Annotated in this window: 11 protein-coding genes; all 11 read left to right on the forward strand. The window is 44.1% G+C overall.

The window, feature by feature from the left end:
• Nucleotides 1-4 precede the first annotated feature (4 nt).
• The 11 genes from G630_RS0119825 (at nucleotide 5) to G630_RS0119875 (ending at nucleotide 15,622) form a co-directional block, all read left to right on the forward strand.
• Nucleotides 5-1,045 (forward strand): branched-chain amino acid ABC transporter permease, encoded by a 1,041-nt coding sequence (locus tag G630_RS0119825; RefSeq protein WP_022763036.1) that lies wholly within the window; start codon nucleotides 5-7, stop codon nucleotides 1,043-1,045.
• Nucleotides 1,046-1,047: 2 nt separating this feature from the next.
• Nucleotides 1,048-1,806: an ABC transporter ATP-binding protein gene (locus G630_RS0119830; protein ID WP_022763035.1), complete on the forward strand. Its 759-nt coding sequence runs from the start codon at nucleotides 1,048-1,050 to the stop codon at nucleotides 1,804-1,806.
• 77 nt (nucleotides 1,807-1,883) lie between these two features.
• Nucleotides 1,884-2,594: an ABC transporter ATP-binding protein gene (locus G630_RS0119835; protein WP_022763034.1), complete on the forward strand. Its 711-nt coding sequence runs from the start codon at nucleotides 1,884-1,886 to the stop codon at nucleotides 2,592-2,594.
• A gap of 2 nt (nucleotides 2,595-2,596) precedes the next feature.
• Nucleotides 2,597-3,241, forward strand: coding sequence for a cytidylate kinase-like family protein (locus G630_RS0119840; protein WP_022763033.1), 645 nt, complete (start codon nucleotides 2,597-2,599; stop codon nucleotides 3,239-3,241).
• Nucleotides 3,242-3,308: 67 nt separating this feature from the next.
• Complete coding sequence (locus G630_RS0119845; protein ID WP_026499568.1) at nucleotides 3,309-5,807, forward strand: glycoside hydrolase family 2 TIM barrel-domain containing protein; 2,499 nt, start codon at nucleotides 3,309-3,311, stop codon at nucleotides 5,805-5,807.
• A 163-nt stretch (nucleotides 5,808-5,970) separates the two neighbouring features.
• Nucleotides 5,971-7,584, forward strand: coding sequence for a hypothetical protein (locus G630_RS0119850; RefSeq protein ID WP_026499569.1), 1,614 nt, complete (start codon nucleotides 5,971-5,973; stop codon nucleotides 7,582-7,584).
• Nucleotides 7,581-8,831, forward strand: a complete 1,251-nt coding sequence (locus G630_RS0119855; protein WP_026499570.1) for a hypothetical protein — start codon at nucleotides 7,581-7,583, stop codon at nucleotides 8,829-8,831. Before G630_RS0119850 ends, G630_RS0119855 begins: the two co-directional genes overlap by 4 nt.
• A 3-nt stretch (nucleotides 8,832-8,834) precedes the next feature.
• Nucleotides 8,835-9,458: a response regulator transcription factor gene (locus G630_RS0119860; RefSeq protein WP_026499571.1), complete on the forward strand. Its 624-nt coding sequence runs from the start codon at nucleotides 8,835-8,837 to the stop codon at nucleotides 9,456-9,458.
• A gap of 1,488 nt (nucleotides 9,459-10,946) precedes the next feature.
• Nucleotides 10,947-12,113: a hypothetical protein gene (locus tag G630_RS0119865; protein ID WP_155832044.1), complete on the forward strand. Its 1,167-nt coding sequence runs from the start codon at nucleotides 10,947-10,949 to the stop codon at nucleotides 12,111-12,113.
• Nucleotides 12,114-12,194: 81 nt separating this feature from the next.
• Nucleotides 12,195-14,132: a hypothetical protein gene (locus G630_RS0119870; protein ID WP_026499573.1), complete on the forward strand. Its 1,938-nt coding sequence runs from the start codon at nucleotides 12,195-12,197 to the stop codon at nucleotides 14,130-14,132.
• A gap of 131 nt (nucleotides 14,133-14,263) precedes the next feature.
• The gene (locus G630_RS0119875) at nucleotides 14,264-15,622 is read left to right on the forward strand and encodes an MATE family efflux transporter (protein WP_049946335.1); all 1,359 of its coding nucleotides are present in this window, start codon (nucleotides 14,264-14,266) and stop codon (nucleotides 15,620-15,622) included.
• Nucleotides 15,623-15,688: the final 66 nt, after the last annotated feature.

Consider the following 15,688-nt stretch of genomic DNA (forward strand, 5'->3'; position numbering starts at 1 on the left):
CGCCATGACAAAGAAAAAATTCAAAGACCAACTTATAACTTACGGAATCGTGATCGCGTTATATCTGATCATGGAGATACTTATGAAAACCGGCAACCTTTCAAGCCATTTGAAGGGACTACTCGTACCCATGACCTATTATGCGGTTATTGCCGTTGCGCTTAATCTCTGCGTCGGAATCCTCGGAGAGCTAAGTATAGGCCACTGCGGATTTATGTGTATAGGTGCATTTGCGAGTGCTGTTTTCTCAAAACTGACTCAGAATACTCTGCCGGCAGCGCCGAGATTCTTCCTGGCATTTGTTGTGGGAATCGCATTTGCTGCGCTGTTCGGATTTTTGATAGGAATTCCGGTACTAAGACTTAAGGGAGACTACCTCGCCATCGTCACTCTGGCTTTTGGTGAGATTATCAAAAACGTTATAAATGCAATCTACTTCGGTGTTGATTCAAAGGGACCTCACATTTCACTGAATAATGTAATGGATCTCGGAATGGAGCCCGACGGACAGGTAATAATAAACGGAGCCATGGGAATCACAGGTACCCCCAGAGATGCGAACTTTACCATCGCAATTGTTGTACTTTTGCTTGCACTTTTCGTGGTACTTAACCTCATGAACTCGAGGGACGGACGTGCTATCATGGCAGTTCGTGACAACAGTATCGCGGCTGAATCCGCAGGCATCAATGTCACCAAGTATAAAATGCTTGCCTTCACAATTTCGGCTGCAATTGCAGGTGCTGCAGGCGTGCTCTTTTCACACAATATCACATCACTTACGGCGACCTCACAGTACTTTGGATATAATGCTTCCATCATGATCCTTGTGTATGTGGTGCTTGGCGGAATCGGAAATATCAGGGGCTCAGTCATTGCGGCTGCGATCCTGTACCTTCTTCCCGAGATGCTCAGAGGTCTTAACACCTACAGGATGCTGATCTACTCAATCGTGCTTATTGCAATGATGCTCTTTAACTGGGCACCCGCAGCGATAGAGTGGAGAGAAAAAGTAGCTCACAAATTTATTAAAAGGAATGCGTAATTATGACATTACTTCAGGTTAACAATTTAAGTATTGCGTTTGGAGGACTTCGTGCCGTTGATGACTTTTCCCTTGAGATACAAAAGGGCGAGCTCTACGGACTCATCGGACCTAACGGTGCAGGAAAGACCACGGTATTCAACCTTCTTACAGGTGTTTACAAGCCGAACGAAGGCATTATCCGCCTCGACGGTGAGGACATCACAAGGAAAAATACCATCGAGATAAATCACGCCGGAATCGCAAGAACTTTTCAGAATATCAGACTGTTTCACCAGATGTCGGTGATCGACAACGTTAAGGTCGGACTGACCGAGCGCTTCAAGTACAGCACACTTGAGAGTGTCTTGCATCTCGGAAAATACAGAAAGCTTGAAAAAGAAATGGACGAGGAGGCTTTAAAGCTCCTCAAGGTGTTCGATCTTGATAAGGAGAGGGACGTCCTTGCAAGCAACCTCCCCTACGGTAAGCAGAGAAAGCTCGAAATCGCAAGAGCTATGGCAACATCACCAAAGCTCCTTCTTCTCGATGAACCCGCGGCAGGCATGAACCCCAACGAGACAGCAGAGCTCATGGAGACCATCGCTCTAGTCCGCAAGGAATTCGACATGACGATCCTACTGATCGAGCATGACATGAAGCTCGTGTCCGGAATCTGTGAGAAGCTCACAGTACTCAACTTCGGCCGGGTATTAAAACAGGGCGAGACCAAGGAAGTTTTGCAGGATCCGGAAGTAATTAAGGCGTACCTTGGTGAATAACAGATAGAATACACTCTCTGCCTTCCCCCACTGGGGGAAGGTGGCACGAAGTGCCGGATGAGGGGTTAGGAGAACAAATGTCTTTACTTGATGTAAAAAATCTAAGCGTAAACTACGGCGTTATAAAGGCCCTCAAGGGCATCTCTTTTCATGTAGATAAGGGAGAAATCGTAGCTCTTATCGGTGCAAACGGCGCCGGAAAAACAACAACACTTCATACACTCTCGGGACTTCTTAAGCCCTCGGAGGGTGAGATAATCTATAAGGATAAAAATCTTGTGACAACACCGGGGCACAAAATCGTATCTCTTGGAATGGCGCAGGTACCCGAAGGCAGACGCGTTTTCGCGGATATGACCGTTTTACAGAATCTGAAAATGGGAGCTTATACCAGAAACGACGCCGCGGAATTCCAATCAACCCTTGAAATGGTATTCAAGAGATTCCCGAGACTTGAGGAGAGGCAGAACCAGATATCGGGAACACTCTCAGGCGGTGAGCAGCAGATGCTTGCAATGGGTCGCGCACTCATGTCACATCCTGATATAATATTAATGGATGAACCTTCAATGGGACTTTCACCGATATTTGTAAATGAGATTTTCAGTATCATCGAGGACGTGAACAAGGATGGCGTTACCGTGCTCCTTGTTGAGCAGAACGCGAGAAAAGCATTAACTATCGCCGACAGAGCTTATGTCCTCGAGACAGGAAGCATCGTCAAGGAAGGTCCGGCAAGCGATCTTCTCAACGACGAAGCAATTAAGAAGGCATATCTGGGAGAGTAAACATGAAAAACATCGTCATCACTATCGCAAGACAGTACGGCAGCGGCGGACGCACCGTAGGAAAAATGCTCGCTGAGGAGCTTGGCATTCACTATTATGATAAGGAACTTTCCAAGGTTGCATCAGACATCAGCGGAATAAACGAAAGCTATTTTGTCGATGCCGACGAGAAAGTGAGAAACAACTGGAAGAACAAGATAGCGCTGGGGCCCAAGGTTTATGACGGAAAAGTAAAAAAGCCGGGCGATTATAATGTTGCCTCAGATGAGGACATTTTCAGCTATCAGGCAAATGCACTTAAGATGCTTGCCGTAATGAAAGAGCCCTGCGTAATCATCGGACGCTGTGCAGATTTTGTGTTGAAGGATTACGACAATGTCATGAGCGTATTTGTTCATGCTGATCAGGATTTCCTCATGCAGGAAGCAGGCAAGGTTCAGCCCCTCACGGGAAAGGACCTTGAAAAATATATTGCTCAGATTGATAAGGCAAGAGCAGACTACTATGAATATCATACAGGCCATGTCTGGACCGATGCTTTGAATTATGACCTCTGTCTCGACAGTGGTAAGCTTGGTTTTGAAAAGTGCGTTGAAGCTATCAAGGCCTACGCAAGAGTCAGATTTGGCGAGGACTGCTTTGACTGATAATTTAGGATAATTATATAAAGCAAGAAACCAGACATCGCATATTAAGCGGAGGTTGGGGGATAAAATGAAGAGCATATGCATCGATGACAGTTGGATTTTCAGAAGAAGCTTTATTGATTCACTTGGAATGCTGGAGGAGGACCCGGGTGAAATAGTTAATCTTCCTCATGATGGAATGATAGGAACACCGGTTTCACCGGATGCGCCTGCTAAGTCTGACAGCGGGTATTTCAAAGGCGGTCTCACAAATTATACTAAAAACATTTTTATTCCCAAGGAATGGGAAAAAGGCTGCGTAGGTCTTTCTTTTGACGGTGCAATGATGAATGTGACAGTTGATGTAAACGGGTGTAAGGTTGGCAGCCGGCACTATGGCTATGCTCCGTTTTATGTAGATCTTACGGATTACGTAACCTTTGGAGAGGAAAACCGGATAACGATAAACTGCAATACCAGTATGCATGTTAACTCACGCTGGTATACAGGATCAGGACTTTACAGAGGAGTTATGATCTGCTGCGGGCCCAGAGTGCATGTTGTTCAGAACGGAGTTTTTGTATACACGAAGGAAGTGAGTGAGGGAAACGCTTTTCTGGAGGCCAATGTGGAAGTTCAAAATTCCACGACAGAAAACAGTCTGGTTGAAGTTACTGTGTCAATTTGTGAAGAGGATACCGGTGCTGTAAAGACTACTACGAAACGCGTTATACAGATAAACCCCGGAAAAACAGAGAACGCCAGAATGGCAATGATTTTAAATAATCCAAAACTTTGGGATGCGGATAATCCGAATCTATACAGAGTAAAGACAAGTGTTAAGAGCCTTGGAGTATACCGTACACATTTCATTCCAAAGAAAAACGATGAGATTGATGAGGCTGAGACACTTTTTGGAGTTCGAACAATCACTGCGGATGCAATAAGAGGACTAAGGATTAACGGGAAGTCAGTAAAACTCAAAGGCGGCTGCCTTCATCATGACAATGGACTTCTTGGTGCTGTTTCTTTATATGAGACTGAAGCAAGAAAGATAAAAAAGCTCAAGGAATTAGGTTTCAATGCTGTACGAACTGCGCATAATCCGCCATCTGCAGCTCTGATAGAGGCCTGTGACAGACTCGGAATGTATGTATTCGATGAGGCCTTTGATGCGTGGGGAATGGCAAAGAGAGGTGGAGATTATAGTCAGTTCTTTGATACAGACTGGAAAAGGGATCTGACTGATTTTGTCCGAAGAGATAGAAATCATCCTGCTGTTATCCTATGGTCAACGGGAAATGAGATACCGGAGAGAGGGGGACTTGATAACGGCTATACACTTGCAACGCAGCTTGCGGAGACTATCAGAGTGCTGGACGGATCAAGACCTGTAAGCAACGGAATTTGTTCCTTCTGGAGTGGCCTGGATGACAAACTTATGAAAAATCAGAGTCAGGAGCAGAATTCCGCAAATGGTCTTAATGACGGAAGCTGGGAGACGATGACGGAACCCTTCACCAACGGGCTTGATATAGTGGGATACAACTACATGGAGGATATCTATGAGCGCGATCATAAGATGTTTCCTGAAAGAGTAATACTGGGATCAGAGAATTTTCCTAAAGAAGTAGGCTTTAGATGGCCTCTTGTGGAAAAACTGCCCTACGTAATAGGAGAGTTCACGTGGACTGCATGGGATTATATCGGAGAAGCCGGAATAGGAAAGGCTGATTATATTGAAGCCGATGACGAGCGTGTAAAGACAGGTGGCTGGTATCTTATGCCTCCGAGCGGATCACCATATCCCTGGCGTCTTGCCAATGATGCCGATTTTGATATTACGGGACACATGCTGCCACAAGGTGCGTACAGAAGCATCGTCTGGGGAAGCGGGAAAACACATCTGTTTTCAATGCATCCTGATACTTATGGAAAGACTGAGATGATGACACTGTGGGGATTCCCGGCACTGGCTTCATGCTGGAATTATGCAGGATATGAAGATGAGCCGGTAAGACTTGCCGTATTCTCAAATGCGGATGAGGTTGAAGTATTCGTGAACGGCAAAACACTCGGAAGAAAGCCTGTATCTGTTGAACGTCCTATGCCGAATTGCGCATTCTTCGATACAACATATGAACCCGGAAAAGTGGAGGCAATAAGCTTCTTAGACGGAAAGGAAGTAAGCAGGGATATTTTAACAACTACAGGAGAGCCTGACCGTATACGTCTTGTTCCCGAAAAGAAAGAGATGAAGGCTGACGGTCACGATCTTATTTATGTCGGAATAGAAATTGTTGATGGCGAAGGAAATATAATTCCCGATGCAGAAATTGCAATAGAAGCTAAACTGACGGATGATGCTGAGACCGAGCGAAATGAGGAGAGGCATGATATTGCAGTCCTTTCAGGGTTTGGCTCAGCAAATCCGGTAACCGAGGATAATTACACCGATGGAAGAACCGTAACATTCCGTGGCCGGGCGATGGCTATTATCCGCGCCGGATATGAAAAGGGCCAGGAAACGCTTGAAATCTCTGCGAATGAGCTTCCTTCGGTTGAAGAGCATTTTGATATAGCATGAAAAACAGTTTAATCACCCAATTACCACCATTTGGCGGTAGTAAGAAATAATAGATTCTTTTACAATGGTTATATATCATTCTATACTAAATATCGCAATTTTATCGACGAAGTATTAGTGATACAATATTGTGGAAGGCTATTATTGCCGGGGGAGGGTGTGATTGGACAGATTTGGGTTAACAAATAAAAAAGTGCTGGCTATCCTTTGCGGGATAGCTGTAGCGGCTTTTGTTTTCGATATCTATAAACCACTGTATCCATATGTTGATCATATTTCATCCATTTTGTACAGCATGCTGTTCATCGCCTGGGGACTGATGGTCAGGCGCAGAATCCTTAATGGTGCAATCAAAAAAAGACTTCTCTATGTCTGCGGCTTTATGGTCGTTCTTTTTGTTCTGCGCGTATCCAGATTTAATTTCTTTGATGATTGCCCTATTATAAGCACATATATTTGGTATGCCTACTATATACCTATGACGGCAATTCCGCTCCTTGGCATGATGGCGGCACTGTACACTGAGCCTGTCAGAAGCATAAAGCGTGTCCGAATAGCTGAGCGGATATTAATAGTGGCAGAGGTCATGCTGGTGATATTTGTCATGACGAATTCTTTTCATAAGCAGGTATTCAGTTTCTACGGTGAGGAACCTATTGAATACAGCAGAAAATGGGGATATGTTCTTGTCTTTGCATGGATGGCAGTACTGGGTATAGGCTCACTTGTTGTTTTCATGAAAAGATGCAGCATTTCATCAGCCAGAAAATCCTGGTATATTCCTGCAATATGGCTTGTGATAGGAATGTCCCTGCTTGTTATTTATATTGTTGTAGGCGGTTCGCCGGTTCTTTTTGGACAAAAAATATATCATCTTCAGGAAGCATTCTGCTTCCCGTTTATCACGATTTTTGAAAGTGGAATTCAGATAGGCTTTATTCCCGCAAACACTGGGTATGAGCTTTTGTTTGATTACTCCGGAATAAATGCGGCTATCTGCGATGCTGACGGCAGGGCAATTTTGACTTCTAAAAACTGGAATCCCAATGAAAAGGACAAGGATCATAGAATAAAAAAGGAATTTATTTCGGGAGGATACATAAACTGGGTTGTAGACATGTCATCTATAAACAGGCTGAACGAAGAAATCTCGGAGGTAACCGAGGAGCTTGAGGAAGAGAATGACCTCATTCGTCAGGAGAATGAAGTTCGCGCCCAGCGTGTGAGATTTGAGACCAAGAACAGACTTTACAACAGTATAGCTAATGCTGTAAGGCCGCAGGCTGCACGTGTCTATGAGCTTTTGGAAAAGGACGAAAGCGGAACTGTTTCAAGGGCGAATTTGATTTATGCAACTTTCTTAAGTGCATTCATAAAGCGTATGGGAAATCTTATGCTTATATCCGATGAGAACCCCACTGTTTCAACCGCGGAGCTATGCCTGGCTATCAGGGAATCCATGGACTATATGGGGCTTAAAGGTATTAGCTGCGAACTTATGGAATACATGGTGGAAGATATGCCATCTTCGTTTATAATATTTACATACGATCTTTTTGAGAAACTGATGGAAGATGCATGGGACAGCATTCATTCATGCATGGTCAGACTAGAGAAAAACGAACGCTTTGAGATTACCATAATCTTTGACTCGCCTGTATGCACTATTACTCAGGACTGGAAGAAGAGCGAGCTTACGGAGTTTGGAAGCAGGCTTTCTATCCGAAACGAAGATGATACTTTCTATGTGACTGTTTCAAAGGAGGTGGAAGCATGACCTTTGGAAATCTTTCGTTAGCCTCAAGAGGAATGATACTCACTGTAACGTATATTATTCTGATGACTTTTATATATAACACGATAAGGTCTCTGTTTTTAAAGAGAAGCAGGCTAAACATTGTAGCTTCAATTGTGGCGACACTTATTACTAATCTGTTGTTACAGATTCTTGATATGCACCATATAGGTTTATATGTGATAAAGTTTGAGCTTCCGCTTCCGGTTCTTTTGGCTATTCAGATACTTCTTCTTTTCATTGCGGTAGCACAGCAGTATATAATAGGGAAATGGCAGGAGACACATATTTCTGCAATGTCGGTGAAGGAAGCTTTTGACATGCTTCCGACAGGCCTTTGTTATTACAACGATAATGATGGTATGCCGCTTATGGTAAATCAAACCATGCAGGACATAAGTGTGGATCTGTTCGGAAAAGGGGTTACCAATGGAAACGAGTTCTGCAACAGGCTAAATGAAACAGAAACTGCAATGGCTGTTTCTGAGGGGAAAGCTCCACTTGTAAGATGCTCGGATGGCAGAACCTATAGCATAAGGAAGCAGAATCTTTTCATAAAAAATAAGGAAATACCGGAGATAATCGCGGTCGATGTCAGCAGAGAATATGCTCTTACTCAGGAGCTTGAGGAGAGGCGAACAAAGGCAGCGCAGCTAAACACCAGACTTAAGGCTCTGCTTGGAACAATAGAATACCTGACCATGAGCCGTGAGCTTTTGCAGCTTAAGGTTGCGCTTCATGACAATATAGGTCAGAGCATTCTCATAGCAAGAAGGTACCTTGCTGAGCCGCAGAGCGTTGACAGGGATGAACTTCTTTACCTTTGGAAGGATAATATCAGGCATCTTTTGAACGAAGAACAGGAAGAATGGGAGCTTCCTTATTATGTGATTTCCAAGGAGGCTGACAAACTCGGCATTAAACTGCAGATAGTAGGAGAACTGCCAAAGGAAACTAAGCTCATTCCGGTGGTTGATTCAGCAATATCAGCACATATTGGAAATACGTTAAAGCACGCGGACGGAAAACTTGCTACAATAAAGGTTAAGGAAACCGGTGGAAGTTATATCCTTACATTTCTAAATGATGGAAAGAAACCGGAGAAAGAGATTGAGGAAAAGGGTGGCCTAAGGAATCTCAGACATGATATTGAGAGCGTGGGCGGAAGTATGAAGATATACACATCACCCGAATTTTGCATGGAGATTATTTTGCCCAAGGAGGATTAGTCAGTGTCGTACGGGGTTGTGATTGCTGAAGATTTCAGGATGATCAGAGAGATATTCGAGAGCGCTGTGGATGGCATGGAAGGCTATGAGATGCGAGCTTCTTTTGCCACAGCCACAGAAGCACTTGATTTTCTTGAAGCGCATGACGCAGACCTTGTAATACTTGATGTACTGTTCCCCGGGAGTATGAGTGGGCTTGAGGCCGCAGAGAAGATAAAGAAAAAAAAGCCGGGCATTAAGATTATCATTGTGACGTCCATGCCGGAACTTTCTTACGAAAAGAGAGCTAAGGAGATCGGCGTCGAGAGCTTCTGGCAAAAGGAGGTTCAGGAACAGCCGATACGCGAGATAATGGAGCGCACGATGAAAGGCGAATCCGTCTATCCAAGCAAACATATGGAGGTCACGGTCGGAAACGCGCAGAGCACTGATTTTACTGAGAGAGAAACCGAGATTCTAAGAGAACTTGTGACCGGTGCTTCTAATAAGGAAATTGCCGAGAAGCTGTGTGTTGAAGCATCCACTGTAAAGATGCATATTTCAAATATGCTGCAGAAGACAGGCTATCACACAAGGCTTGAACTTGCGGTTAAAGCAAGAACACTGGGGCTTGTGATTAATGATTAGTGTTTAGGTGTGCGGACGCCACCCTTGACAGCGCAAAAAATAACTGCTGTGGGTGTATCACCGACGGCGAAGAACTCAGGAACAATAGGTTTTCCCGTCGATCGCAGCAGTGTAGCAGTTATTTTTCGTGCCATCAAGGGCAAAGCCGCTACGCGGTGGCTGGGTTATTACCTCCGGCTCTGAATCTAGGAACAATGTGGCTCGTGGGGAGGCTATTTGTGTATGTGGAGGCTTTTACGTATATGAAGGTTTTTCACGTATGTGGAGGTTTTTCACGTATGTGGAGGTTTTTCACGTATGTGGAGGTTTTTCACGTATGTGGAGGCTTTTCACGTATGTGGAGGTTCGTGGACCAAGATATTTGTACTTTGGTTGATATTTGGGTATGAATTTTTGTTTGTTGTACCAAGATAGAGTGGATATAGTGAATATCTGGGTATGAGATTGTGCTTGTGATGCCAAGATAGTTGATAAATGGAAGATATCTGGGTATGGATTTTGGCTTGTTAGACCAAGATTGAAGAGATATGGCAGATATATGGGCATGAGATTGGGCTTATGGTACCAAGATAGTTGAGATATGGCGGATATCTGGGCATGAAGATTGGTTTGTGATACCAAGATAGTTGATAAATGGAAGATATATGGGTATGGATTTTGGTTTGTTGGACCAAGATAGAGTAGATATTGTGAGTATCTGGGTATGAGATTGTGCTTGTGATGCCAAGATAGTTGATAAATGGAAGATATCTGGGTATGGATTTTGGCTTGTTAGACCAAGATTGAAGAGATATGGCAGATATATGGGTATGAGATTGGGCTTATGGTACCAAGATAGTTGAGATATGGCAGATATCTGGGCATGAGGGGTAGGCTTTTAATACCAAGATAGATGAGATTTTGTGCTTTTCTTGATGTAGATGTAGGATTAAGTTGTCAAGATATCTGTGAAATAGAGAGATAAGCTGAAAACACAGACGCCGGTTGAGGTAGAATCTGTGGAATAGGGGAAAAGATGAAAAACACAGATGAATAGTTGCTGAGGTATCTGTGAAATAGGAAGAAAAGTCGAAAACACAGAAGCCTGTAGCGGCCATATCTGTGGAATAAAGGAAAAAATGAAAACCATAGATGAACAGTTGGCAGGATATCTGTGGGATTGAAGGATTAGTGAGAAACACAGATGTTGGTTGAGGTAGAATCTGTGGAATGAAGAAAAAGATGAAAACCACAGATGAACAGTTGCTAGGGTATCTGTGAAATAAAAGGATAGGTGAAAACCACAGATGAACAGTTGTAAGGATGGCTGTGAAATGGAAAGATAAGCTTAAATCACAGATTCTGGCATCAATGTTTGGGTGAGATTACCATGATGTTGAGAGAAAAAGGAAAATCAAGGTAAAGGCTTGAAGAATATTACCTTGATAATGAAGAAAAATCAAAAAAAATAGGTAAAAAGCATAGGAAAACAGCAAAGAGAGGGGGTAGATGATGACTGGCAGATATGACTCCGGAAAAATGACTATATGTTTGATTATTCCAATGACATTGCTGACGGCAGGCTTATTTTCAGGATGCGGACTTAAGGCTAAAAGTGATACTGAGCCGACACAGACTTTGAATGCGCAGGCTGAGATTGTCAGTACAGCTGCGGGTATAGATGACAAAACTACGGGTACAGACGGCAAAAATGCAGGTAAAAATGCAGGTAAAAATGCAGGTAAAAATGCAGGTAAAAATGGTACCGCTGATATATCTGATGAAAAGGTTCCGAAGACATCTGAGCCGGAAATGAAGAGCACACCTATCTCCGAGGAAGAGATGGAAGCACTCCTGGATACTGTGATTACAGAAACCGACGCTGATGCTGCGGATGTGCGATGCTGCGCCATTGATGATTTCAACGAAGATGGAAAATACGAGGGCGTGGTTTATGTTGGCGCAGGACCTGATGATGAATTCGGGTGGTGTGAAGGCGCGGTATACTATGTCAGCGGTGAAAAATGCAAAAAGATATACGATGGAACCCTTACCATGACAAATGGCAATGTTTTCAGAGTTGTTGATGCCGGGAACAGGAAATTCATCATCTTCAACGAAGCCTACGTTACAGCTGAGGTTTCTTATGTTTACTATGTTGATGAGTCAGGACTGAAGGAGTCCAATATTTCAAGGTTTGGCGACATCAATTCTGCAACAGATCTTCAGAACATTCAGATGTCCTTTAGCACCTATGATGGATTCTGCACTTATACCGAAGGCGAAGAGGACTCCAGCGAGTGGACTGGACATACCTGGAAGCCCTACTATTTCTTCTATGACAGTGACAAGAAGGACTTCATGGAGTATGGAGGAAAAGAGATAACCGCAAAAGAACTCGAGAAGATAGTTGGATTTGACCTGGCCTTGGAGATAGAGAAGGAAGGATATCAGGTTGATAATATCCTCTATAGGAAAAACGGTATAGTTAACGTTAACTATTCCAAGGAAGAAGAACTGGCCGGCACAATAGATGTTACTTATAAAAATGTAACCTATGATGAAAATACCGGAGCCTTTATTGATGCCTGGGATACAGGCGGGGATACCTGGCAGGATTCTGATTTTGGCGGGATTTACATGAACGCCCTTAATCCTGAGATGGCAGAATATTGATTCTAAAATGACAGAATACTAACCGGGAAAAAGTAATGCAATCATTCAAAGTAACGCAATCATTCACATTCGGAGGGGGATATGCGAAAGAGAGCTTTATTAGAACTAAGAAAAATGCTGGCAATTACCATGGCAGCTGCGCTGGTGGTGACAGCCGGATGCGGAAAAGGTGATGCAAATTCTTCAGGCGCGGGAGATGCCGGACAGAATGCCGGAGGACTTAAAGCCGGGACGCAGGCTGATAACGGAGACGGATCAGCGGAGGGCAGCGGAGATAATAATGGCGCGACCGATAAAAACAGCGACAATAATAGTGATAGCGGCGATAACAATGGCACCGACGAAAGTGGCAGCGGTGACAACAAGGATAGCGGCAACAATGGCGATAACGAAGACACCAACGATGTCGACCCCGGAGATGTAGCAGCTACTGAAGAGCCTAAGGCAACATTCACAGAAGCCGACCTTGATAACCCGATCGACTGCATGTACAAGAGTCATCCGATCGCGCTCATGAAGGACACTACCGAGTATGGCACCGGAAATTATTACACCATCGAACTCGAAAGAAGCGTGGAGGATAAGTTCCCGGAGCTTATCAAAATACTTGAGAAATTCGGCGAAGACGGCAAGAAAGATATCGAAGAGAATCTCACAAAAAGCGCTCCGGAAATAGATGGGATTTTTGAAAGCGGCTGGGGACTGCCGTACGAGTTTGTTCATAATCTCTATCCCATCAGGGCAGACGGAAGGGTATTTTCTTTTGTTGTAGAAAACTACACATTTCTTGCGGGCGCCCACGGATACGCGGATTATACGAACTACAACTATGATCCGGTCACAGGAAAAGAGATTGCTTTTTCTGACGTAGTTAAGAATACAGATGATCTTCCGGAAATCATCGCAACTGAGATTGAAAAACAAAATGATGACTTGCAAGAATATTTTAAAGACTGCCCCGGGGACAGAGAAAACCTGGTTAACGGAATTCCCGACAGACTAAAGAACAATGCGAGAACTCTTGCATGGACACTTGGCTTCGATGGCATACAGATAAATTTTGAAGACTATGCTATGGGAACTTATGCGGCAGGCGCGCGTGCAGTTTATATCAAGTTCGCTGATTATCCGGATGTTTTCACAGACACCTATGATAATTATAAGGATGGAGAAATCCCTGATATTACAAGGATTGCTATGGAACTGAAGGAAGCTGAGATAGAAACAATCGATGCTGAGCCCTATATCGAAAATGCAGATAACGACAGCAGCGCAGAGGGTGAAGAGGAAGGCTACGGCGAGGACTGGTGGTATCATGCAGTTGTAAAGAACCCCGGCTGGAGCGCGTGGACAGCGGATGGAATCAGCACCAATGCGGGAGAACCTTCGATTGAACTTAGCGAGGTAAAAACAAATACCACAGACTGGCTTAATGAGAATGAGTGGTCCAAGGATACCGGAATACCGCTCCCCGAGAGTTTTCCGTATTCTGATGGAACATACAAGTACAGCGTAGTAAACAATGCGGAAGGCGGTGAGATGTCGCTCACGGTATTTGACGAGTCGACCTCGACACTAAACGGCAATTATTACTTTGATGAATTCATCAGCCCTCCCGATCAGGGAGAAGGGATGTTTGCTGATTTTACGGAGCCGTCTATTCAATATGCGCTGGTAAAAGACAACATACTTTACGTTTCGCTCGGGCACAGAACCTATGCGTCAGCCAACCCGCACAAATCCTACATCGTCGCTATTGATACTGTTTCAGGTGAGACACTCTGGAGAAGTGACGATCAGGTTTGCGGATCCTATAATTTCGTGATTCTGGGTGACAGCATAGTTTGTGGCTACGGCTTTACCGACGAGCCGGATTATATCTATATCCTGAACAGGAATAATGGCAAAGTGCAAAAGAAAATCAAAGTAAAATCAGCGCCATATTACTTTATAGTACAAGAGGAATACCTCTATGTTCTAACCTACAATACAGAATATCTATATAAAATAGTGGACTAAGGATGAATTAGTATAACGGACTCAAATAGCATATACAGCCTTTTCTTCTCGAAGACTGTAAATATATTTGAGTCTGTTTCTTTATATTTTTTGATGCATTCGGCAGCATAAAGTGTTAGTATACTATGGCTATGAAAAATAAAAATATCACATCAGGCTCTATATGGAAGAACATGCTGTCTTTCTTTTTTGCACTTCTTCTTGGAGCCTTTTTTCAACAACTTTATAATACTGTGGATGCGATCATTGTCGGAAGAACTGTGGGAAGCGATGCGCTTGGTGCGGTCGGCGGATCCGCAGCGATGGTGGTCAATCTTTTTCTTGGTTTTTTCCTTGGGCTGTCCTCCGGAGCGACTGTTGTAATCTCCCAGTTTTACGGCGCAGGTAAGCGCGAAGAGATAGAAAAAGCGGTCCACACCGCGATTGCCCTCTCTATTGCAGGTGGTGCAATCTTCACCATAATAGGCGTGGCTATATCACCGTGGATCATCAGCGCGATGGATACGCCGGTTGAGCAGGCCGAAGCAGCCACGATGTATCTTAGAATCTTCTTCCTCGGAATGATTCCGAACCTTGTCTACAACATGGGCGCCGGAATACTTAGAGCAGTCGGGGATTCCAGACGACCTCTGATCGTCCTGGTAATAAGCTGCATTATGAACATCATTCTCGATGTGCTCTTCGTGATCGTTCTCGGACTTGGCAGAAGAGGAGACGTCTACGGAGTGTCCGGTGTTGCGGTTGCAACCATACTCAGCCAGTTTATAAGCGCTGCAATTGTGCTCATTCTCCTTGCTGAAAGCAGCGACAGTTACAGGCTTGATATCAGGAAAATCCGCTTCGATTTTCCTATGTTATCAAAGATCATAAAAATCGGAATACCAGCCGGATTTCAGACTACAACCTACACACTGTCAAATACTCTTATCCAGGTGTCCATCAACAGTCTGGGAAAAGATGTGGCCTCAGCGTGGGCGGCCTACGGGAAGATTGACGTACTTTTCTGGATGACCATCGGATCGCTCGGAACAGTGGCTACCACCTTTGCGGGCCAGAACTACGGTGCGGGAAAATACGACAGAGTGAGAAAGAGCACCAGACAGGCATTGGCAATAGCAGCAATCATCACGGTTCCGATGAGTGCTTTCTTTTGTATATTCGGAGATGTTCTTCTTAAGATATTTGTGGTGAATCAAAACGTAATAAATATCGGAGTCCAGATGATTCTCTACCTCGCTCCGTTCTACATAACCTATATCTTTGTTGAGATATTTGCTGGAGTCCTTAGGGGAATGGGAGATGCCTTCGTTCCGATGATCATCACCCTGTGCGGAATCTGCATACTCCGCGTACTCTGGATTCTGGTAGTTTTCCCCATGAACCGAACCGTGGAAATGATAGAAATGAGCTATCGCGTAACCTGGTGCGCCACCTCTCTACTGTTCCTTGTATATTACCTATTCTTTGTAAAAAAACGCGGCATCAAATGATAATTCTTGGAAAAACTAAGCCCGAAAAAAATATATGTGTGATTTTTATCGATTATGCTTAAGCAA

It is taken from the genome of Butyrivibrio sp. WCD2001, from assembly GCF_000424485.1.
GTDB lineage: Bacteria > Bacillota > Clostridia > Lachnospirales > Lachnospiraceae > Butyrivibrio.